Here is a 20615-nt window from a genome sequence, read left to right as displayed (position 1 = left end):
AGAATAAAGATTAATCGTTGCTGTAGACCGCCGGATGCAGCGTACCTACATAGGGCAGGTCACGGTAGCGCTCGGCAAAATCCAGGCCATACCCCACGACAAACTCGTTGGGGATATCGAAGCCTACATCGAACAGGTCAAGCTCTGCCTTAACCACCTCTGGCTTGCGCAACAGGGTGACCACCTCAAGGGATCGTGGCTGGCGGCCCTGCAGGTTACGGATAAGCCACGACAAAGTCAGGCCGGAATCAATGATGTCCTCCACGATGACCACATCGCGGCCCTCGATATCGCGGTCCAAGTCCTTCAGAATGCGCACAACCCCCGAGGAGGAGGCCGAGTTGCCGTAAGAGGAGACCGCCATGAACTCCAGCTGGGACGGGATAGCCAGCTTGCGGGCGAAATCCGTCAGGAAGAAGACCGCGCCCTTGAGCACGCAGACCAAGATGAGGTCATCGTCGGCATTGCTGTATTTCTTGGACACGCGATCCGCCATCTCTTGGATGCGCGCCTGAAGATCGTCTTCGGTGATGAGAACGTTTTTGATGTCCTCTCCATAAGGATGGGCGGGGACGGCTAAATCATGGTTATCGTGCACGTGAGCGCTCCTTTGCTGACCGAGGCAATAGTGACAGTTTGCCACCAACGCGTGCGACTTCCAACCTTGTACCTTTCTTTTCCCCACGGACGGCGACGGGGCCTTGGCCATGCCACTGCGTGCACAGGGCATCGATGCCGCGCACCGCCTCGCGCGTAACCTCTATTCCCTCCTCGCGCAGCCACGCAGCGATCGCCCGGCGGCGCTTCGGTTCTGGGAGAACGGCCAGCTCGGCGCAGTCGGTGGTGGGGTGGGTGCTGAGGAGGACGTCGTCAAGCGCGGCGTCGTGGGCTGCCTGGGCTAAGGCCGGGACGGGGTCACCGCCCACGATCTCCTGCAGCCGCGGGAGGAGCTCGCGGCGCAGGGCCACGCGGCGGAAGGCTCGGTCCTGGTTCTGGGGGTCCTGCCAGACCTCCAGCCCCAGCTCCGCGCAGGCGGCCTCGGTCTGGGCGCGGCGCACGCTCAGCAGGGGGCGCACAACGCGCACGCCCTCCACCTCGGAGCGCTCGCGCATGCCCGCGACCTTCCCCCGCAGGGCACCCAGCAGCAGGGTTTCGGCCTGGTCATCAGCGGTATGCGCCACCGCCACCTCACCCCAGGGCGCGAAGGCACGGTACCGGGCGGCGCGGGCTTCGGCCTCCACGGAGCCTTGCTTGCCGACGTCCACCCGCAACACCTCCGCCCCCGCCCCCAAGGCGCGGGCCTGCTCGGCAGCCCGGCGCGCCTGCGCGGCCGAGCCTTCCTGTAAGCCGTGGTCGACGCAGAGCGCTGTCACCTCGTGTCCTTCGGCCACGAGAGCGGCGGTCAGCGCCAAGGAATCGGCCCCGCCGGACAAGCCCACGGCGATGGCGCGTGGCTGCTCACCGACCACGGCGCGGGCGGCGACGCGGCACGCCAAAAAGTTGGGGCTTCTGCGCGGCCAAAAAGGTTTCTTAGAAGTCATGGAGGGCAGCGGCGAGAGCATCTTGGGCTTGGCGGGCGGAGGTGACTTCGCCGTCGTTGACTAAGAAGGCGAAGGCGTACACGCGACCCGACTGGCCCTGGGCGGTGCCGGTCAGCGCGGAGGTTCCCGTGAGGGTGCCGGTTTTGGCGCGAACGTACCCGCGGGCCGGCGAATCGGGGTAGCGCTGGTAGAGCGTGCCCTCACCGCCGGCGAGGGGCAGGTAGCCCAACAGCGGGCGCAGCTCCTCGGTGGCTACGGCCTGGTCCATGATGTGGGCGAGTACGTCGGCGGGGATGCGGTTATCGCGGGACAGGCCGGAACCGTCTTTGAGGGTGATGTCGCTGATGTCGATGCCGTGGCCTTTAAGCACGTCGAGCATGGTTTTCGTGGCGCCCTCGAAACTTGCTTCCGCGCCCTGGCTGACGGCCAGCTCGCGGGCGATGGCCTCCGCCATGACGTTATCGGAATCCTTCACCGCTTCCTGGGCGCGCAAAGCCAACGGCTCAGATTCTGTAGCTGCGATGACCTCGGTGTTCTCGGGCGCTGAGCTCGTGTCCGCCTTGTCGGTTCCCAGGCGGGAGGCCAACGCGCGGGCGACGTCGAGGGCCGGCTCGTGGGAGCGCGGAACGTCGCCGGTCTTCTCCCCAATGCGCCCACCGTAGAGCATGGCCGGCTGGATGGGGGCGACGAAACCGCCGTCAATATTGTCATCATCCCAGCCCGGTGCCTGGTCGGGCCCGGCCCAGATGGACGTGTCGATGGAGACCCGCGTGACGGTATCCATCTTCTGCTGAATCTGTTCCGCCAGCTCATCGAGGCGCTCGTCCGTCAGCCAGACATCGCCGGCGGCCTTGATAACGATCTCGCCCTCGTGCTCACCTGCGACCACTTCGGTGGTCAGGCGCTCTTCTTCGTCGAGCTTGAGCGTAGCCGCGGCGAGGGTGAGGACCTTGGTGGCGGAGGCCGGGGTCAGCGGCTTTGCGGGCTCGCGCTCCCACAGCACGTCCTGGGTGGTGGTGTCGATGATCTGCCCGCCGAAAGTGGCTAGAGCCTTGTCCTTGCCTAGCTCATCCAACCTGGCTTTGAGCGCGGCGGCGTCGATATCACCGGGCTCGACGGGCTGGACCAGTGTTGTGGGTTCTTCCTGTTTATAGGGCTGGCCGTGGTCCAGGTGATCGTAGGTGCGCTGGATTTCTACGCCCAAGGCGGCCGTCGCCGCCACGGCTCCCGCCGTGACGAGGGCCGCAGTACTCCACCAGACATGCTTAGCTTTCATCGCCCTTTAGACTAGCGCGGTAGACTAAGCGGAGCACATGCCAACCTATTAGTTATGGAGGATTCAGCCGTGAGCGTTGAAGTAACCATCGAGATCCCAAAGGGCTCCCGCAACAAGTACGAGATCGATCACGAGACCGGCAAGGTCCACCTCGACCGCTACCTGTTCACCCCGATGGCCTACCCGGCTGACTACGGCTTCATCGACCACACCCTGGGTGAGGACGGTGACCCGTTGGACGCGCTGGTCATCCTCCCGGAACCGGTCTTCCCCGGCGTTGTCGTTGAGGCTCGTGTCCTCGGCGTGTTCAAGATGACCGACGAGGCCGGTGGCGACGACAAGCTGCTCGCCGTCGTCGATGACCCGCGCTGGGAGCGCTACCAGGACATCAACGATGTAGAGCAGCACATCAAGGACGAGATCGAGCACTTCTTCACCCGCTACAAGGACCTGGAGCCGAACAAGGAAGTTACCGGCTCCGGCTGGGGAGACAAGGCTGAAGCAGAGAAGATCCTCGAGGAAGCCAAGGCTCGCTTCAAGTAAGCAGCCGCGTTCCGCATGCCGGCGACGGCACTGTCAGGTACGTTTTGGTAAATAGGGGCTGAAAACCTACCAGTTTTTCGCCACTATTTGCGAAAACGTACCTTTTTCGTTCCGGGGGGAACATTGATTGAGATTTATCGGGGGCGCGATGTCTCCCGCGGGGCTCGGCGCAAGGGGGCCATCAAGATTGCGAATGGCTTTTACCTCTCAGAGGAGCCCACACCGCTTCAGCTAGCACAAATCATGTCACGTGAATGGCCCGATTTAGCGCTTGATGGCTATTCCGCCGCGCGCCGGTACCTAGAACAGCCCCTTCAATTCCCGCTCGAGTTTATCCGCGACTCCACTCTCCCATCGAGCACTTATTTTCGCAGCAGGCGGGCACGGCCTAAAGCGCTGGGCAGCATGAATCGGGTGAACGTCTGCAGCCCACTGCAGTGTGTTGAGGCGATGGCGCAGGAGGATGCCGTGGCCTTCATCGAGGCCTTCTTCGCCGGGCCGCACGGGCGTTCGCGCATCGAGACCGAGCAGCTGGACTTTCGCCGCCTGCCCAAGCACACGCGCGAAGTTCTGGAAAAGGCCATCGTCGGAGCGGATAGCAAGCCGGAGCGCGACCTGACCAGGGGCCTTGAGCCCCACGTCAAAGTCCGCAACAACGTGCGGATTGGGCCCTACCGCTGGGACTTGGTGCTGGAGGAACACAAGGTCGCCATCGAGGTGGACGGCTACGCCTATCACAAAGGCGAGAACCGACAGCGTTTCGAAATCGACCGCCAAAAGCTGAACGACGCCGTCCAGCGCGGCTATCGGCCCCTCCACTTCACCGCCGCCACGATTGAGTACCACCTCGACGTCGCCGTCCAGCAGGTTCTCGCGGTCATACAAGGGCGGGGCAGTTTCGTGGCCCCGCCGTGGACATGGCACCACTACTGGCGGTGGGAAGGCGAGCGTTGCGGCTAGATCGCCGCACCACACTTAGGAGCCGCAGTGGGAGGCGAGCCAGCCGTCGAGCTCGGATTCGGGTGCATCGGGAGCGATGGGATCCTCGGCGAACTCCTCGCCCGTGCGCGCCTTGTCCTTGGCCGTGGTGAGCATGAGCGAGCGGCCGTCCGGATAGTCCAGGACCACGTTGGCGGAGGCGTAGCCGGCGGTCGGCTTGCCAAAGGTCCGTGTGTTGTCCAGCCCGCGGAAGGCCAGGAGGGTGGCTTCGGCGGAGGAGGCGGTCTCGTCGTCGGTGAGCACGGCGACGGGAATGTTCAGCTTGCCGCCCGACGTGGTGGTGGGCGTGCCACCGCCGGTAACGGAATTACCGTCGATGACCACGTCAGAAGTAGTCATTCGGCTGACGAAGGAGAGGGCGGTGCCATCCGGCAGAAGGGGGCTTAAGCCCGCGTACATCGGGCCCATGTCCCCGCCGTCATTGCCGCGCAGATCCACCACGGCAGCACAGGCCTCCGGGTGAGAGGTCAGACCGTGGGCCAAAGTGTCGGCGTAGGCTTGGCCGTCATCGTGGCGGCCGATGGAGGGCACGGTAGCGCGCAAGACGCCATCGTTGAAGTCAACCGAAGGCTCAGCGCTTTCGGCGGCCTTTTCCTTTTCGGTGCTAAAGACTTTGGAGTGCTTGCCACCGGCAGCGTTGATGGCGGCATCGAGGAGCTCAGCGTTCGTGGGGTCCGCTTTGAAGGCCTCGCGGGCGCGCTGGAATTCTTCGCTCTCGCCATAGATTCCGGAGATCGCGGCAGTATCCACCATCGCAGTGTTGATGCGCTTCTCGCTGGCATTGAAGAGGAAGTAGGGCTTGCCCAGCAGCGCCCCGCCATAGGAGGGGCCGAAGAAATACACGGCCGCGGCCACAGCAACAAGAGCAACGAGAAAGAGTCCGCCGAAGATTTTCAGTACCGTTTTCATTCTTTTCGACCTCCAGTCCGCAGCACGTAGCCGCGCAGGGGTTCAACAAGGACAATGGCAAGCAGCGTGACCAGCCAGCCTATGGCCAAGAAACCGAAGGCCATGAGCAGACGGCCAAGAACGTCGACATCGCTTTGCTCGACACTGGAGAAGAACATCAGTGAGGCGATCCCACCGCCGAAAAGGAAGCCGAAGAAGCTCAATCCCACCACAGGCCCCATGATGGTCAGGGCACCGGAGCGGAACTGGAAACCGCGCGGCACACCCATGAGATCCAGAGAGCGGATGAGTTCCTTGTCTTCGAAGATGCCGGAGACCTGCCCCAGAATGATGGACATGGTGGTCAGCGTGAAGCCGAAGATGAGGGTTAATAAGACGCCGGTGGAGATGTCCTTAAACACCACGTTCATCCCCGGGTCCTCTTTGAGAACCATGGCCAAGGCATCAGAGCCTAGGGGCGCCGCAACGAGGAAGCCCGCCAAGTAGCCGAAGAACGCGATGGCCGCACTCCGCTTCCACGCCGGGCGCGCATTGCTCGCCACTCGCTGGCAGGCCACGAAGTGCGCGGTGCCAGGAAAGAGAGACATGATGTGTGCGCCGAGCTGCAAGATAAAAGGGGAAATGAGGTTGATGCTCATCACCATGCCAAACATGACCACGATGACCATGGCGGTCGGCGGTCCCGCCTTCCCGGAGAGCAACACACCACCGATACCCGCGATGATGAGGAAGACGATGACGCGCCACCAGCGATAGGCCGCGGGCATCTGGCGCTTGGCCACACCCAGGGGGCTCACGCGCACGCGCTGCATGCCGACGAGTGCCGCACCGATGGCCAACACAAAGAGCACACCGGCCACGGCCAGATAACCCCACCACGGGAGGAGAATCTCGGATACAGCAATAGAACGCATCTGGAAATCCACCTGCGTAAAGACCGGCGCGACGAGCAGGCTGATAAGCCCGCCGAGCACGATGCCGAGGATGGCTTGCAGGCCGGTCTCCACGATGGCCATGCGCTCCACCTGGCGGGAGCTCAATCCCAACAGGCGCAGGGTGGCCAAGCGCTGCTCCCGGCCGGAGGCGCCGAGGACGGCGGCTTGGGCAGTGAGGTTAAACAGCGCCGGAAGAATGAAGGCGCAGGCCAGCAGGGCCAGGGCAAACCACGGGTAGAGGAAGGCCTCCATCTCGTCGCCGAAAGCCTCCTGCAGAGCGGGCGCGGCCTCCTCGACGTGCTGAGCGCGCTCCCAGAACATCCAGGTACCGCCCGCAACCAGGAAGGCGATGGCGGAACCGATGGTCAGGCTCACAATCGCCAGCAAAGAAACGATACCCGTTCCGGAGCGCGCGCGAATCGATTCGCGCTGCAGGTCAAAGACTAAAGTCGCGGTGTTCATCGGATCACCTCGAGGCGGCGGTCGTCGTGGATGATGCCATCGCGAATCTCCACGCGGCGCTGCATCCAGTCGGCCACCTTCGGGTCGTGCGTGACCATGACCAGGCTGGCACCGGACTGGCGCACGATGGTAGTCAGCATCTGCATGACCTCGTGACCGGTGGACTGATCCAGCGCACCGGTGGGCTCGTCGGCGAAGACCACACCCGGGTTCGCCACCAGCGCACGCGCAATGGTCACGCGCTGCGCCTGGCCGCCGGAGACCTGCGCCGGGCGACGCTCCGCCAAACCGCCCAATCCCAGCTGGTCCAGCAGCTGCATCGCGCGCTTGCGCGCAGCACCGCGCGAGACCCCGTTGAGCATCGCGGGAAGCGCTACGTTGTCCACGTTGCTCAGCTCCGGCAGCAACTGGCCGTCCTGGAAGACGAAGCCGAAGTTGCGCAGGCGGAGGCGGGAGCGGGGGCCGTCGCCAAGCGCGGAGAGCTCGTCATCCCCGTAGCGCACGCTGCCGTGCGTGGGGGTCAGCACGCCGGACATGCAGTGCAACAGCGTGGACTTGCCGGAACCAGACGGCCCCATGACCGCCACGAGCTCACCCGGTTCAATGTCGAGGGAGATTCCGGCGAGCACCGGGCCGCCGCCGAAATCCTTGGTGATGTCTGTCAGGGAAAGTGTCTGTGCCATGTCTCTCATTTCACCGTCTCGGGCCCTCATAAAGAACAGTCCTAGCGTTGCTCTTTAAGGTAGTGCCAGCACTACCCCTGCCGCAGGGGCGGGCCACTATGCTGGGCCTGTGTTCCGAAGAAAACCCCAGCCCACCAACCATGAGCAACAGCAGGCGCAGAAAATTGCGCAACTCACGGCCTCGCGCCGCGCCATCGCGGATGCCTATGAGGTGGAGCGCGCCCGCATCGAGCGCGACTTGCACGACGGCGCGCAGCAATACCTCGTGGCCGCGAGCATGAAGTTGGGGGAGGCTCTTCTCGACGCCCCCTCTGACCTCGCCGAGCTTCTCACCGCTGCCAAGCAGGACGTGGACCGCGGCCTGCACTCCCTGCGCGCCACGGTGCACGGCATCCACCCGCAAGTCCTGCAGGATCACGGTTTGGTCGCCGCGCTTGCCGACGTCTCCTCCTCCCACGGCCCCCACGTCAGCGTCTTCGCCCCGCATCCGCTTCCGAAGCTCTCCGCATCCGTGCTGGCCTGCGGCTACTTCTTCGGCACGGAGGCTTTGACCAACGCGGCCAAGCACGCGCCCGGCGCGCCGGTGTCTGTTTTAGTGATCGCGGATGATTCGCTGCGCATCACCGTGGTGGATGAGGGCCCGGGTGGCGCGCAGGTTATACAAGGTCACGGCTTGGCGGGGATGGCCGAGCGCCTCGCCGCCTTTGGCGGGGAGATGACGCTGAGCTCTCCCCCGGGCGGGCCCACGAGGCTGGCATGCTCGATTCCACTTCTTCTCGATCGCGGACAGTCAGGAGTTTAAGAAATGAGTTTGAGAATCGTGGTGGCGGATGACTCCGCCATTCTGCGCGAGGGCCTCGCCGGCCTTCTGGAGCGCCGCGGGCATTCAATTGTGGGCCAGGCGGATTCTGCTCCAGTTTTGGAGGCCGTGGTGGATAAGCTGCGCGATGAGCTTCCGGACATCGTCATCACGGACGTGCGCATGCCGCCAGGTATGGGCGATGACGGCTTGAAAGCCGCCGTAAACTTGAGAAATGCATACCCGGGTCTGCCCGTCATGGTGCTCTCCCAGTATGTGGCCCCCGCATATGCGGTGGAACTCTTCGACTCCCCCGATGCCGGCACCGGCTACCTGTTGAAGGACCGCGTCTCCGAGGTGCGGGACTTCCTCTCGAGCCTGGACGTGGTGGCCCAGGGCGGCACCGTCATCGACCCCACCGTGGCGCAGGCTCTCATGAGCTCTGGGCGCAGCGGCCTGGGCGAGCTCACCCCGCGCGAGCGCGAGGTCCTCGAGTTGATGTCCCGCGGAAAGTCCAACAAGGACATCGCCGCCGAGCTCGTTTTGTCTTCCGCCGCGGTGGCCAAGCACGTTTCCAACATCTTCACCAAGCTGCGCTTGGACCCCAGCGAAGACAACCGCCGCGTGAAAGCCATTCTGGAGTACCTCTCAGCGCACCGCTAAAGCCCAAGGCAAGCATCAAATGCTGTTGTGAGGCAGCGAAACAGAGCAGACTGCTGTTCATTTGACGCGCGCAATCGTAGCGCGCATGCCGTCTAGCACGCTTCGCCAGTGCTCGAGGCGTGAGTCTTCGGGTGCCGGCCGTGGCTTTCCGTCGAGTTCCACCACCGGGGTAATCCCGTGCAAGGCGTTGAGGGTCCACAACTCCAGCCCCGCAAGATCGGACAGTCCGAGCGTTCTCTTTTCGACGCTCACTTCCTTTCTCACCGCGGCAACCAGCAGAGACTCAGTGACTGACCGCAACCGAGGTGCGTCCATCGTGAGCATCGTGTCTCCATCCCAAGCGATGAGCGCGGCCGTGGTGGTTTCGCAGACGACGCCCTCGTCGGAGATGAGCAAGGTATCGTCCGGCTCACGAAGCTCTGAGAACAGCGCCAGATTCGGCCCCTTGACATGCGGATTTTCCACTGTTGCCGTAGCGCTGTGCAAACGGGTGGTTTTCCGCTGAGTAGGAAGAGGGCGCAACCGAAGTGCGAAACCGCTGGGGCCAGCCTCCAGGCGCGGGAACCACCGGCCTCGGTTGGGCAGGTGTTCCTGGACTGCTTCCAGAAACGATGTCGGGGAATCCAGCCCCAGGGCTTGTGCGCCCGCGATGAAACGCTCGCGGTGCAGATCGAAACCGCGCACCTGGCCCTCTTCAAGGCGGAAGGAGTCGATGAGCAAGGGCTCGGGAATCGATGGGACGGGAAGAAGGCCACCGGCTTCGAAGCGGTAGCAGTGATCACCAGGGAAAGACTGCTCACAGAGTTTGAGCAGCGGGGTGGACTTATCCACGACCTCCTGCCACTCGGCATCCGGGTCGGAGAGCACCAGAACCGCTCCGCCGACGCCATAGTGTAGCTTCCCGGAATGCAGAACGATGCTGCGGATAGTCATGGCGAAATCAGCGCTGCCATCGCAGCCGAGATAGCCAATCGCACCGGAGTACACCCCACGCGGTGCGGTCTCGAGCTCACGGATGATCTCCATGGTGCGGACTTTCGGCGCACCGGTCATAGAGCCACCGGGAAAGGTGGAGCGGAGGACGTCGATGAGCGAGGCATCCGGGCGCAGCCGAGCAGAAACGGTGGAGACCAACTGGTGCACGGTGGCAAAGCTGCGGACCGCGAAGAGTTCTTCGGCGCGCACGGTGCCTGGGATTCCTACACGGGTGAGATCGTTGCGCACTAGGTCAACGATCATGAGGTTTTCCGCGCGATCCTTCGGATTGCTGGCCAGGTCCGCCCGCAGCTGTTCGTCGGCGGTGGGGTTGTGGCCACGAGGGCGGGTGCCTTTGATCGGCTCCGAGGAGACGATGCCGCCAGACACTTTAAGGAAGCGTTCCGGGGAGGCGCTAGCCACTGCAAGCTCAGGGAGCACCAACAACGAACGCATCGGCGCGGGCACCTGCTGCCGAAGGCGCTGGTAGAGGGCCAGCGGATCGAGTTTGGCTGCCGCCTCGAGGCTGGTAGTGAGGCAGACTTCGTAGGTCTCACCCGCACTGATGAGCTCTTGGGCGCGGCGGATCTTCTCCTTATAGCTGGCGGCGGTATCGCGGCAGATCAGCGGGCCAATCGTGCTGGCATCGAGGCGCCGTTGTTGAACAGGTCTGTCGGCGAGTCCTTCAATGAGCCGCCAGGTCTGTGCCAGCCAGGAGGCCGAGGATTTCTCGCAAATCAGTTGCACTCGTTGCCCTTGGATGGCCACCACACCTGGCGCGCGGAAGAGACCATGAGGGTGGCGTGTGGACAAGCCGCCGAGGGCCTCGTAACCCAGATAGCCGAACACACCTGGAACGCCGAGGCACCCCGCGGGGCGGGAAAAGCGAGGGGGCTCCGCTAGTGCTTCCATTCCCACCATTTCTCCCAACGGTGCAATGATCGAAGTGCCCTCGAACTCTAGCAGCGCCCCTTTGCCGCCTAGGACATCGAAGACGTCGAGGGGATCGATGGCGAGTAGGCGCTCCTCCACGTGCAGTGGTGGCAGGGGCGCAACTGAGGGGGTGTCGACTTTGACGTCAGGAGATGCCACCTCGTTTGCTTCGGGACAAGCGATAGCCAGGAAGTTCTCGAAGAGCCGGAGACCGTGTTCGCTACAAATCGACTCCGGGTGGTACTGCACGCCCCACCAGCGGCGTTCTTCGCTGCGGCCAGCCATGATGAGGCCATCTGTCGTATGCGCGAGTTCCTTCATACCGGAAGGCAGCTTATCTACCACCAATGAGTGATAGCGCACCACATCGTGACAGGTGGGAACCCCGGCATAGAGCGGATCCTCGGAGCAATGTATGGTGCTCACCCGCCCGTGCACAGGCTCTGGGGCCGGAGCGATCCGCGCGCCGAGGTGCTGGGCCATCGCCTGGAAGCCCAGACACACCCCCAGCACCGGCACCGCAGCACGTTTCAACACCTCAGCACAAAAGCCAATGTCCGCTGCACGCTCAGGGGTTCCCGGCCCCGGTGAGAGAACCACCGCGTGGTAGCCAGTCAGCGGCACGGGCTCGGTGTTAGGGGTGACCGTCACCTCAGCACCTAATCGCACCAGGTAGTCCACGATGTTGAAGGTGAAGGAGTCAAAATTATCCACCACGAGCACTCGAGAACCAAAGAAGCGACCCGTGGGGTCTCCGGGGATAAGCGCGACAGTGCTGGAGTTCATCACCTGAATAAGTGTGGCATAAGGGAGCGCCGGGGCCGAAAGTGCTACTCACGCTACAGTGCCCCACCAGCCTCACAACCGCGCCCGCGTAAGCTGGTGCGCATGCAGAACGTACAACCCACCGAAGTACCCGAGAACGCCCAGCTCATCGACGTCCGCGAGGACCACGAGTGGAACACCGAGCACGCCCAGGGCGCCACGCACATCCCGATGGGAGACCTAGTCGAGCGTCTCGACGAGATTGACCCGGACCGCGATATCTACGTCATCTGCCATGCAGGCGGGCGCAGCATGCAGGTCTGCCAGTACCTCGAGCAGGCAAAGGGCTGGGACGTCATCAACGTCGAGGGCGGCACGGATGGTTGGAAAGCACAAGGCTGCCCTATGGTTTACCCAAACCACTAGTGGTACCATTTGCGGTACCATACAGGTGTGGTTTCCAAGATAGAAAAGATCCTCACAAAGATGCGGACCTCACGGACAAACGTCCGCTTCTCAGAGCTGCAACTTGTGTGTGACTTCCATTTCTAGGAGCAGACCATGAACCTCGCAGACAAATACACCTACCAAACCGCGTGGTCCGAAGAGGATGGAGAGTTCGTTGCCACCGTCCTAGAGTTCCCCTCCTTGTCATGGCTCGACTCCACTGCAGCCACCGCTGAGTCCGAGTTGCGCAGCGTCGTCGAAGAAACCCTAGAAGATATGCAACGCAACAATGAACACATCCCGGAACCATTCGGACAGCGAAGCTACTCGGGGAAGTTCAACCTCCGCATACCTCAGTCACTTCACCGAGACCTGACCATCGAAGCAGAACGGGAAGGCGTTTCTCTCAACACACTTATTATGCAGAAGCTAGCCTCAGCCTGAAACTAATGGGCCATAACCCATGATTTAAGTTTGCTACGGTAGGCGCGTAGTATCGTCGGCATGCCTACCTTTAACTCCGTATCGATTCCCACCTCGCTCCTCGAGTCCCCCTCCTTCCAGCTGGAGCGCCTCCGCCGCCGCACCCGCGAAGGCGTCGAGGCCGCATTGCAAACGAAGCGCACCACCCTGCGCGAGTACTGGGTTCTCACCTGCCTGGTTGCGGAGGCCGCATCCTCCCAGTCCGCGCTGTCAGAAACCTTGGCCATTGACGCCTCCGACATGGTGCGTTTGCTGGATTCCCTGGAGTCTCGCAACTGGGTCAAGCGCGAGCGCGATGCCAAAGACCGCCGCCGCCAAATCATTGCCTCCACCAAGAAAGGCGTGAAGGCCCATAAGGAGCTCGCCGTTTTGGTAGCCAAAGCAGAGGACGAGGCCCTCGACGAGTCCACCAATAAGCAGCTCAAGCACCTGCGTAAGCTGGCCACCGCCATCATCGCGGCGGACGCGCCTGCTGATGCTGAAGGCAGTGATGCTTAAATGACGGAGCCCGATAATCTTCCCAGTACTGGGGGCCGCCACGCCCTCCAGGCGGACAAGCCCGAGAACCCAGCAACGCCCAAGGTTCCCGCGCACTATCTCCTAGGCTCCGAGGCCGCACCCGCGCGCACCCTCTGGGATATCGTTCAAACCACCGCCGAGCACTACCCCGAGGCCGCGGCCCTCGACGACGGTGAAATCCTCACCTACGCCGAGCTGCTTGCCGACGTCTCCGCATGGGCCACCGAGCTCCACGCCAGCGGCGTGCGTCGCGGAGACCGCATCGGCATCCGCATGACCTCCGGCAAGCGCGAGCTCTACCTGGCCATCCTGGCCACACTCGCCGCCGGCGCGGCCTACGTGCCGGTCGACGCCGACGACCCCGATGAGCGCGCCGAGATGGTCTTCGGCGAAGCCGACATCGACGGTGTCTTCACCGATGAGGGCTTCCGCATGCTGCGGGAACACGGCAGAAACGACACGGCGGACAACGCAGACGACACAGCGTTCGACGAACCGCACCCCGAAGACACGGCGTGGATCATCTTCACCTCCGGCTCGACGGGCAAGCCCAAAGGCGTGGCCGTGAGCCACCGTTCCGCGGCCGCCTTCGTGGACGCCGAAGCTGCCCTCTTTTTGGCGGATAGCCCGCACGGCCCCCTCGGCCCGGACGACCGCGTCCTAGCCGGCCTGTCCGTGGCCTTCGACGCCTCCTGCGAGGAAATGTGGCTGGCCTGGGGCCACGGCGCCTGCCTGGTCCCGGCCCCGCGCTCCCTGGTGCGCTCCGGCATGGACTTAGGCCCCTGGCTCATCCGCCGCGACATCACGGTGGTCTCCCCCGTGCCCACCTTGGCCGGCCTCTGGCCCGCCGAGGCCCTGGACAACATCCGCCTCCTCATCGTCGGCGGCGAAGCCTGCTCCCAGGAGCTCACGGACCGCCTGGCCACCGAGGACCGCGAGATGTGGAATACCTACGGCCCCACCGAGGCCACCGTCGTGGCCTGCGCGCAGCGCCTGCTGCCAGGCAGGCCCGTATCGATTGGGTTGCCGCTGAAGGGTTGGGATCTGGTGGTCGTCGACAAGCACGGCGTCCCCGTGAACATCGGTGAGGTGGGCGAGCTCGTCATCGGTGGTGTGGGCCTGGCCGCCTACCTGGACCCGGTGAAGGATGCGGAGAAGTACGCGCCGCTGGAGTCCCTGGGTTGGGAGCGCGCCTACCGCACCGGCGACCACGTGCGCCTGGAAGAGGACGGCCTGTATTTTGTGGGCCGCGTCGATGACCAGGTCAAGATTGGTGGCCGCCGCATCGAGCTCGGTGAGGTGGAGGCCAACGTCGCCGCCTTGCCGAACGTGTATAACTCCGCCGTGGCCGTGCAGAAGACGCCGGGCGGAGAGTCCGTGCTCGTCGGCTACGTCTCCCTGGATGACCCGGATGCCGGGTTCGACCACGAAGCGGCACACGCCCGCCTAGCGGAGACCATGCCGGCAGCGCTCGTCCCGCGCATCTGCGTCATGGATGAGCTGCCGATTCGCACCTCCGGCAAGGTGGATAAGAAGGCCCTGCCGTGGCCGCTGCCGGGAGTGGGCGTGGAGGCAGACGGCCTCAACCCCACCGAGCAGTGGCTGGCGGAGCTGTGGGTGGACACCCTGGGGGTGTCCGTCGAGGACGTCAACGCAGACTTCTTCTCCCTCGGCGGCACCTCGCTGGCCGCGGCGACCTTGGTCGGCCGCATCCGCGAGCGCTTCCCCACCGTGGCCGTGCGCGATCTGTACGACCACCCGCGCCTAGGATCCCTGGCGGAGCAGCTTGCTGGTGCCGAGTCCGTCGAAGACGCCGGGCCTGCCCGCGAGGTCAAGCCCGTCGGCGCTGGCACGCGCATCGCGCAAACACTCATCCAGCTGCCCATCATGACGCTGGCCGCCACGACGTGGCTGGCCTGGCTGCTGCTGGGCTCAAACCTGGCGAACCTGCTGGGTGTGGAGTGGGCCATGACCACCCCGTGGTGGCTGGTCATCCTTCTCCTCGTCATCTTTGTCACCCCCATCGGCCGCATCCCCATCGGTGGTTTCGGCGCGCGGCTGATCACCACCGGTATTAAGCCCGGCGAGTACCCGCGCGGGGGCTCCACGCACCTGCGTATTTGGGCAGCGGAGCGCTGGGCGGATGCTTCTGGTTCGCGCTCGATCGCGGGCGCTACGTGGGTCAACAACTATGCCCGCGCGCTGGGAGTGAAGATGGGCCGCGGAGTGGACCTGCACTCGCTGCCGCCTGTGACGGGTCTGCTGACCTTGGGCAAGCACGCCGCGATTGAGCCCGAGGTCGATCTCTCCGGCTACTGGCTCGACGGCGATATCCTGCACGTCGGCGCCATTGAGGTCAAGGAAGGCGCTCGCGTGGGCGCGCGCTCGACGCTGCTCCCAGGCACCGTCGTGGGCAAGGATGCCCACGTCGAGGCTGGCTCCACCGTCACTGGGCGCAAGAAGATCAAGGACGGCCAGCGTTGGTCCGGCTCTCCTGCCAAGAAGGTGGGCCGCTCCAAGCACCGCTTCCCGTCGCATGCCCCGAAGCGCCGCCCGTGGTGGGTAGCCATCTACGGCGCTACCTCTATCTTGCTGGCCTTCCAGCCCATCGTGGCGCTGGCCGTGGGCGCTGCCGTGGTCGTTGCCCTCATCGCGGTGACCGACGGTTCCCCTTACGTCGGCTCTATCTTCTTCGCTCCGCTCGGTGCCCTGGCGGCGTTTGCCACCTTCATGCTGCAAACCTGGCTGGGCGTGCGCATCCTCTCGCTGGGTATCAAGCCCGGTGTGGCACCGGTGCGCTCCGCCAAGGGCTGGCGCCTGTGGGCCATCGAGCGCCTTATGGACGAGGCCCGCACGCAGCTCTTCCCCATCTACGCCTCGCAGCTCACCCCGGCGTGGCTGCGTTCGCTGGGTGCAACGATTGGCAAGGACGTGGAGATTTCCACGGCCGTCATGGTGCCCAAGCTCACCGAGGTCAAGGACGGCGCCTTCTTGGCGGATGACACCATGATCGGCGGCTATGAGCTCGGCGGCGGTTGGATGCTCACGGGTGAGACCAAGGTGGGCAAGCGTTCCTTCGTGGGCAACTCCGGAATCACTGGCCCGGGCCGTAAGCTGTCGAAGAACTCGCTGGTGGCGGTGCTGTCCTCGACGCCGAAGAAGACCAAGTCCGGCGCCAACTGGTGGGGTTCCCCGCCGGAGCGCATGCGCCGCGTGGAGGCCCACGTGGACGGTGTGGAGGGCGAGTCCCTCACCTACAACCCGGGCTTTGGGGTCAAGGCCGCGCGTGGTGCGATTGAGACCATGCGCCTGCTGGCGCCGATGACCTCGGCCATGCTGCTGGCGGGCACGTTGGCATCACTCTACGCGCTGGCCGACGCCCTCGGCATCGCCGCCGCCTGGGCCCTCGGCGGTGTCGTCCTCATGGTGGCCGGCGCTATCGCGATGGTGATCACCGTGGCGGTCAAGTGGATCTGCGTGGGCACGCAGACAGCTGGCGACCACCCACTGTGGTCCGCCTTCGTGTGGCTCAACGAGCTGCAGGACACCTTTGTGGAGGCGGTTGCCGCCCCGTGGTTCTTCACCCACGCCTATGGCATGGGTGAAATCAACCAGGGCCTGCGCGCGCTGGGCGTGACGATTGGCCGCGGCGCGTGGATCGACTCCTACTGGTTCCCGGAAACGGACCTGTGTTTTGTGGGCGAAGGCGCTTCCGTCGGCCCCGGCACCGTGGTGCAAACGCACCTCTTCCAGGACCGCGTCATGAGCCTAGATACCGTCACCATCAAGGCCGGCGCTACCCTGGGCTCGCATTCGGTGGCGCTGCCGGCCTCGGTCATCGGCAGCGTGGCAACCGTTGGCCCCGGCTCGCTGGTCATGCGCGGCGACCAGGTTCCGAGCAACTCCGAGTGGCAGGGCAACCCGATTGAGCCCTGGAAGCACTAGATAGGCAAAGAAAGGAGGCGGCAGGATTTCCTGCCGCCTCCTTTCTTTATGCGTCGAGACTAGTCACCGATCTGGTCGCGACCACGCTTGACGATCTTGTCGTCCACCTGGTCAACGAGCTCGTGGTCCTTGTTGGTGTACTCAAACTTGGAGAGCACGTAGCGCATCGCGTTAATGCGGGCGCGCTTCTTGTCGTTGGACTTGATGGTGATCCACGGAGACTCTTCAGTATCGGTGTAACGGAACTGCTCCTCCTTGGCGCGGGTGTAATCATCCCACTTATCCAGAGAGGCCAAGTCCATGGGCGAAAGCTTCCACTGACGGACCGGGTCGATCTGGCGGATGGCGAAGCGGGTGCGCTGCTCCTTGCGGGTCACGGAGAACCACAACTTAGTCAGCGAAATGCCGGAGCCGAGAATCATGTTCTCCAGCATCGGAACCTCGCGCAGGAACTCTGCGTGCTGGGATTCCGTACAGAAGCCCATGACGCGCTCCACGCCGGAGCGGTTGTACCAGGAGCGGTCAAAGAAGACGATTTCACCACCGCACGGGAAGTGCTGAATATAGCGCTGGAAGTACCACGACGTGGATTCGCGCGGGGACGGCTTCTCCAGCGCTACGGTGCGGGCACCACGCGGGTTGAGGTGCTCGTTGAAACGCTTGATAGTGCCGCCCTTACCTGCAGCATCGCGGCCCTCAAAGAGGATAATGTGGCGCTGGCCGGTTTCCTTGGTCCAGTTCTGCCACTTCAACAGCTCGATCTGCAGGGAGCGCTTGATGGACTCGTACTCATCGCGCGTCATGCGCTCTTCGTATGGGTAGTTCTCGCGCCAAGTCTCAACCGGCGAGCCATCCGGCATGATGAGCGAGGGATCGTCTTCATCGGAGTCATCGACGACGTAGCCGTCGGTCTGCGCAAGGTCGATCTCGGGGAGTTCGTCGTCTTTAATGTCAGCCATGCCAATAATTCTATCTATGAAACAGGCATCCGGCGCGATAAAACTGGTTGCCGCCGCCCAATTTACCCCCGTAGTGGCAAACGGGCGGCAGCAGCCGCCCAGAATGTACGTTTCTCACAAATAGTGCCCCAAGAATCGAAGTTCTGGGGCCTTAAATGATCGATCCGTACCTGCCCCGCTTACGCGATGGTACGTTTTCGCGTGCAAGGTCCGGAAACCGCATGATCCCAAGGGCATGTTTGCGAAAACGTACCGCGCCACTGCGCTAGCCGGCCCAGGGTTCTGGAAATGAGAAACCCCGCTGCCCAAAGTGGGTCAGCGGGGTTAACGCTTAGTTCTGCGTGAGCAGCGTGCTGCTTAGAGCAGGCCGATCAGCTTCTTGGCGCCGGAAGCAGCGTCGCCCAGAGCGTAGAGAAGCGGCAGGATGAGGCCGAAGATGCCGGTGGAAGACAGGGTTTCCATTTTAAAATCTCCTTGGGATTGAAAGTGTGTGTATTAAGTGCGCCCTTCAGAAGGGCACAAGATTACTTCGTGGAGGACAGGGCGTCCAGCTTGGAGGTGTCCGGGGTTACCTCAACGGAGTCAGCGGTAGCAGCACCAGCGATGATGTCGAAAGCCTTAGCGAAGCCCTGGAAGAGGTTCTTGATGCCGGAAGCGAAGTCAGCGAAGTTGCCCAGCTGATCAGCAACGAAAGAAAGATCCATTATGGTCTCCTTTTGTGAAGTCCGGACTCAGAAGTGCCCGGAGGGGTTTGCGGTTTTGCAGACACCCTCAGCGGGCGTCACAGAAAACTATTTTGGCACACCTCCCCGACTTTGCAAGCGTTTAGGCGAGTTAATTTTTCGGATGAAGATCATTGCAGATCAAGCATGCAACGAGCGTTATTTATTCACTCGACCTTAACCTAACCAGCAACAACGCCTCTAACTGCGGAAATAAACAGCATCAGGCGCGAGGCGACAAGAAATTTTCTGCAAAACGTAACGCTAGCCCCTCCACTAGCGATTCATAGGCCTGACAAACAAAGTAAAAGCGAGAAATATTTTCCGCAAGAACATGCTCGCCTACCCCCATCCGGGGTGACATAAGGGCACAAAAAGGTCTCAGAACAGAGAACGCTCCCCACGGTTGACCGTGGGGAGCGTTCGTTTTGCTACGGGCTGCAGCCGCGAGACGCCTCAGCCCGGGGAGCTAAGCATTAGAAGCCCATGCCGCCCATTGCGTCGGGGTCCGGCATGCCAGCGCCTGCACCGGCCGGCTCCGGCTTATCAGCCACAACTGCCTCGGTGGTCAGGAACAGGGCCGCGATGGACGCAGCGTTCTGCAGTGCGGAACGGGTGACCTTGACCGGGTCATTGATGCCAGCGGCCATGAGGTCCACGTACTCGCCAGTAGCAGCGTTAAGGCCCTGACCAGCCGGCAGGGACGCAACCTTGTCCGCAACAACGCCCGGCTCCAGGCCAGCGTTCTGAGCAATCTGCTTCAGCGGAGCAGACAGTGCCTCACGGACGATCTTGACGCCGGTTGCCTCGTCACCGGTGAGGTCAGAGAGGGAATCCAGGACATCAGCTGCCTGCAGCAGGGCCACGCCACCGCCGGCGACGATGCCCTCTTCGACGGCTGCCTTAGCGTTGCGCACGGCGTCCTCGATGCGGTGCTTGCGCTCCTTGAGCTCAACCTCCGTAGCGGCACCGACCTTGAGGACTGCCACGCCGCCGGCCAGCTTGGCCAAGCGCTCCTGCAGCTTCTCGCGGTCGTAGTCGGAATCGGAATTCTCGATCTCGGCGCGGATCTGCTTGATGCGGCCGTCGATCTGCTCCTGGGAGCCAGCGCCCTGAACGATGGTGGTCTCGTCCTTGGTCACGACAACCTTGCGTGCCTGGCCGAGGTACTCGATCTCAGCGGTCTCCAGGGACAGGCCGACCTCCTCGGAGATGACCTGGCCGCCGGTGAGGATAGCCATGTCCTGCAGGGTGGCCTTGCGGCGGTCGCCGAAGCCCGGAGCCTTCACGGCAACGGACTTGAAGGTGCCGCGGATCTTGTTGACCACGAGGGTGGACAGGGCCTCGCCCTCAACATCCTCAGCGATAATCAGCAGCGGCTTGCCGGTCTGCATGACCTTCTCCAGCAGCGGAACGAGGTCCTTGATGTTGGAGACCTTGGAGGAAACCAGCAGGATGTACGGATCCTCGAGGACAGCCTCCTGGCGCTCCATGTCGGTAGCGAAGTAGCCAGAGATGTAGCCCTTATCGAAGCGCATGCCTTCGGTGACCTCAAGGTCGACGCCGAAGGTGTTGGACTCCTCAACGGTAATAACGGAGTCCTTGTTTACGGAGCCGTTGCCCACGGTGTACATAGCCTCGGCGATCTTCTCGCCGATTGCCGGGTCAGCAGCGGAGATACCAGCGGTGGTGGCGATCTCTTCCTGGGTCTCTACTTCCTTCGCGGAGGAGAGCAGGGAGTCAACAACCTTCTTGGTAGCGGCCTCGATGCCGCGCTTAATGCCCATCGGGTTAGAACCAGCGGCTACGTTGCGCAGACCCTCACGCACGAGAGCCTGTGCCAGAACGGTAGCGGTGGTGGTGCCGTCACCGGCAACGTCATCAGTCTTCTTAGCTACTTCCTTGACCAGCTCTGCACCGATCTTCTCGTACGGGTCCTCGAGCTCGATCTCGCGCGCGATGGAGACACCGTCGTTGGTAATGGTCGGGGCGCCCCAGGACTTCTCCAGGACGACGTTGCGGCCCTTGGGGCCGAGGGTGACCTTGACGGCGTCGGC

Annotated in this window: 18 protein-coding genes; 8 read left to right on the top strand and 10 right to left on the bottom strand. The window is 63.2% G+C overall.

Annotation, left to right across the window (positions count from 1 at the left end):
- Positions 1-10 precede the first annotated feature (10 nt).
- From hpt to dacB, 3 genes are read right to left on the bottom strand one after another with little or no spacing between them, the layout of a single operon-like run.
- Positions 11-598, bottom strand: coding sequence for a hypoxanthine phosphoribosyltransferase (gene hpt, locus HMPREF3009_RS03560; protein WP_049154711.1), 588 nt, complete (start codon positions 596-598; stop codon positions 11-13).
- The gene (gene tilS / locus HMPREF3009_RS03555; protein ID WP_083306495.1) at positions 588-1541 is read right to left on the bottom strand and encodes a tRNA lysidine(34) synthetase TilS; all 954 of its coding nucleotides are present in this window, start codon (positions 1539-1541) and stop codon (positions 588-590) included. Before tilS ends, hpt begins: the two co-directional genes overlap by 11 nt.
- Positions 1531-2817 (bottom strand): D-alanyl-D-alanine carboxypeptidase/D-alanyl-D-alanine endopeptidase, encoded by a 1287-nt coding sequence (gene dacB / locus HMPREF3009_RS03550; protein ID WP_070511124.1) that lies wholly within the window; start codon positions 2815-2817, stop codon positions 1531-1533. The genes tilS and dacB overlap by 11 nt, the downstream gene beginning before the upstream one ends.
- 69 nt (positions 2818-2886) lie before the next feature.
- Here dacB and HMPREF3009_RS03545 point away from each other — a divergent pair, with 69 nt between their 5' ends.
- Positions 2887-3360 carry an inorganic diphosphatase gene (locus HMPREF3009_RS03545; protein ID WP_010188812.1) on the top strand — a complete coding sequence of 158 codons (474 nt, stop codon included), beginning with the start codon at positions 2887-2889 and terminating at the stop codon, positions 3358-3360.
- 405 nt (positions 3361-3765) lie between these two features.
- Positions 3766-4320, top strand: coding sequence for an endonuclease domain-containing protein (locus tag HMPREF3009_RS03540; RefSeq protein ID WP_232760907.1), 555 nt, complete (start codon positions 3766-3768; stop codon positions 4318-4320).
- Between the two features lie 15 nt (positions 4321-4335).
- On the opposite strand, the gene HMPREF3009_RS03535 is transcribed toward HMPREF3009_RS03540, so the two are convergent.
- From HMPREF3009_RS03535 to HMPREF3009_RS03525, 3 genes are read right to left on the bottom strand one after another with little or no spacing between them, the layout of a single operon-like run.
- Complete coding sequence (locus tag HMPREF3009_RS03535; protein ID WP_070511126.1) at positions 4336-5268, bottom strand: S41 family peptidase; 933 nt, start codon at positions 5266-5268, stop codon at positions 4336-4338.
- On the bottom strand, positions 5265-6665 hold the full coding sequence (locus HMPREF3009_RS03530) for an FtsX-like permease family protein (RefSeq protein WP_070680068.1): 1401 nt from the start codon (positions 6663-6665) through the stop codon (positions 5265-5267). Before HMPREF3009_RS03530 ends, HMPREF3009_RS03535 begins: the two co-directional genes overlap by 4 nt.
- Complete coding sequence (locus HMPREF3009_RS03525; protein ID WP_070511131.1) at positions 6662-7348, bottom strand: ABC transporter ATP-binding protein; 687 nt, start codon at positions 7346-7348, stop codon at positions 6662-6664. The genes HMPREF3009_RS03530 and HMPREF3009_RS03525 overlap by 4 nt, the downstream gene beginning before the upstream one ends.
- A 109-nt stretch (positions 7349-7457) precedes the next feature.
- Here HMPREF3009_RS03525 and HMPREF3009_RS03520 point away from each other — a divergent pair, with 109 nt between their 5' ends.
- Both HMPREF3009_RS03520 and HMPREF3009_RS03515 read left to right on the top strand, forming a co-directional pair.
- Positions 7458-8150, top strand: a complete 693-nt coding sequence (locus HMPREF3009_RS03520) for a sensor histidine kinase (protein ID WP_070680065.1) — start codon at positions 7458-7460, stop codon at positions 8148-8150.
- 3 nt (positions 8151-8153) lie between these two features.
- Positions 8154-8810 (top strand): LuxR C-terminal-related transcriptional regulator, encoded by a 657-nt coding sequence (locus HMPREF3009_RS03515; protein ID WP_070680062.1) that lies wholly within the window; start codon positions 8154-8156, stop codon positions 8808-8810.
- Between the two features lie 57 nt (positions 8811-8867).
- On the opposite strand, the gene pabB is transcribed toward HMPREF3009_RS03515, so the two are convergent.
- Positions 8868-11504, bottom strand: coding sequence for an aminodeoxychorismate synthase component I (gene pabB, locus HMPREF3009_RS03510; RefSeq protein ID WP_070680059.1), 2637 nt, complete (start codon positions 11502-11504; stop codon positions 8868-8870).
- 102 nt (positions 11505-11606) lie between these two features.
- On the opposite strand from pabB, the gene HMPREF3009_RS03505 reads away from it, so the two are divergent.
- The 4 genes from HMPREF3009_RS03505 to HMPREF3009_RS03490 all read left to right on the top strand — a co-directional run bounded on the left by HMPREF3009_RS03505 (position 11607) and on the right by HMPREF3009_RS03490 (position 16877).
- Positions 11607-11909 carry a rhodanese-like domain-containing protein gene (locus tag HMPREF3009_RS03505; RefSeq protein ID WP_010188796.1) on the top strand — a complete coding sequence of 101 codons (303 nt, stop codon included), beginning with the start codon at positions 11607-11609 and terminating at the stop codon, positions 11907-11909.
- A gap of 135 nt (positions 11910-12044) precedes the next feature.
- Positions 12045-12374, top strand: a complete 330-nt coding sequence (locus tag HMPREF3009_RS03500; RefSeq protein WP_070516195.1) for a type II toxin-antitoxin system HicB family antitoxin — start codon at positions 12045-12047, stop codon at positions 12372-12374.
- Positions 12375-12434: 60 nt separating this feature from the next.
- Positions 12435-12911 carry a MarR family winged helix-turn-helix transcriptional regulator gene (locus HMPREF3009_RS03495; protein ID WP_070516193.1) on the top strand — a complete coding sequence of 159 codons (477 nt, stop codon included), beginning with the start codon at positions 12435-12437 and terminating at the stop codon, positions 12909-12911.
- A complete protein-coding gene (locus HMPREF3009_RS03490) occupies positions 12912-16877 on the top strand; it encodes a Pls/PosA family non-ribosomal peptide synthetase (protein WP_070680056.1) in 3966 nt (1321 codons plus the stop codon).
- 59 nt (positions 16878-16936) lie between these two features.
- On the opposite strand, the gene ppk2 is transcribed toward HMPREF3009_RS03490, so the two are convergent.
- The 3 genes from ppk2 to groL all read right to left on the bottom strand — a co-directional run.
- Positions 16937-17836, bottom strand: coding sequence for a polyphosphate kinase 2 (gene ppk2, locus HMPREF3009_RS03485; RefSeq protein WP_049154699.1), 900 nt, complete (start codon positions 17834-17836; stop codon positions 16937-16939).
- A 524-nt stretch (positions 17837-18360) separates the two neighbouring features.
- A complete protein-coding gene (locus HMPREF3009_RS03480; protein ID WP_046647186.1) occupies positions 18361-18540 on the bottom strand; it encodes a PorH family porin in 180 nt (59 codons plus the stop codon).
- A 494-nt stretch (positions 18541-19034) separates the two neighbouring features.
- Positions 19035-20615: chaperonin GroEL (groL, locus tag HMPREF3009_RS03475; protein ID WP_070680052.1), on the bottom strand; the 1581-nt coding region annotated here is incomplete at its 5' end.

This window comes from Corynebacterium sp. HMSC034H07, assembly GCF_001815175.1.
Taxonomy (GTDB): Bacteria; Actinomycetota; Actinomycetes; order Mycobacteriales; family Mycobacteriaceae; genus Corynebacterium; species Corynebacterium hiratae.
The sequence above is the reverse complement of the archived record's forward strand: the minus strand, read 5'-3'. Positions and strand labels throughout refer to the sequence as shown.

Bases quoted from the DNA above. Each gene is read 5' to 3' on its own strand.
- tilS (WP_083306495.1), bottom strand. From the start codon at position 1,541: ATGACTTCTAAGAAACCTTTTTGGCCGCGCAGAAGCCCCAACTTTTTG.
- dacB (WP_070511124.1), bottom strand. From the start codon at position 2,817: ATGAAAGCTAAGCATGTCTGGTGGAGTACTGCGGCCCTCGTCACGGCG.
- HMPREF3009_RS03540 (WP_232760907.1), top strand. From the start codon at position 3,766: ATGAATCGGGTGAACGTCTGCAGCCCACTGCAGTGTGTTGAGGCGATG.
- HMPREF3009_RS03535 (WP_070511126.1), bottom strand. From the start codon at position 5,268: ATGAAAACGGTACTGAAAATCTTCGGCGGACTCTTTCTCGTTGCTCTT.
- HMPREF3009_RS03530 (WP_070680068.1), bottom strand. From the start codon at position 6,665: ATGAACACCGCGACTTTAGTCTTTGACCTGCAGCGCGAATCGATTCGC.
- HMPREF3009_RS03525 (WP_070511131.1), bottom strand. From the start codon at position 7,348: ATGGCACAGACACTTTCCCTGACAGACATCACCAAGGATTTCGGCGGC.
- HMPREF3009_RS03515 (WP_070680062.1), top strand. From the start codon at position 8,154: ATGAGTTTGAGAATCGTGGTGGCGGATGACTCCGCCATTCTGCGCGAG.
- pabB (WP_070680059.1), bottom strand. From the start codon at position 11,504: ATGAACTCCAGCACTGTCGCGCTTATCCCCGGAGACCCCACGGGTCGC.
- HMPREF3009_RS03505 (WP_010188796.1), top strand. From the start codon at position 11,607: ATGCAGAACGTACAACCCACCGAAGTACCCGAGAACGCCCAGCTCATC.
- HMPREF3009_RS03500 (WP_070516195.1), top strand. From the start codon at position 12,045: ATGAACCTCGCAGACAAATACACCTACCAAACCGCGTGGTCCGAAGAG.
- HMPREF3009_RS03495 (WP_070516193.1), top strand. From the start codon at position 12,435: ATGCCTACCTTTAACTCCGTATCGATTCCCACCTCGCTCCTCGAGTCC.
- HMPREF3009_RS03490 (WP_070680056.1), top strand. From the start codon at position 12,912: ATGACGGAGCCCGATAATCTTCCCAGTACTGGGGGCCGCCACGCCCTC.
- ppk2 (WP_049154699.1), bottom strand. From the start codon at position 17,836: ATGGCTGACATTAAAGACGACGAACTCCCCGAGATCGACCTTGCGCAG.
- HMPREF3009_RS03480 (WP_046647186.1), bottom strand. From the start codon at position 18,540: ATGGATCTTTCTTTCGTTGCTGATCAGCTGGGCAACTTCGCTGACTTC.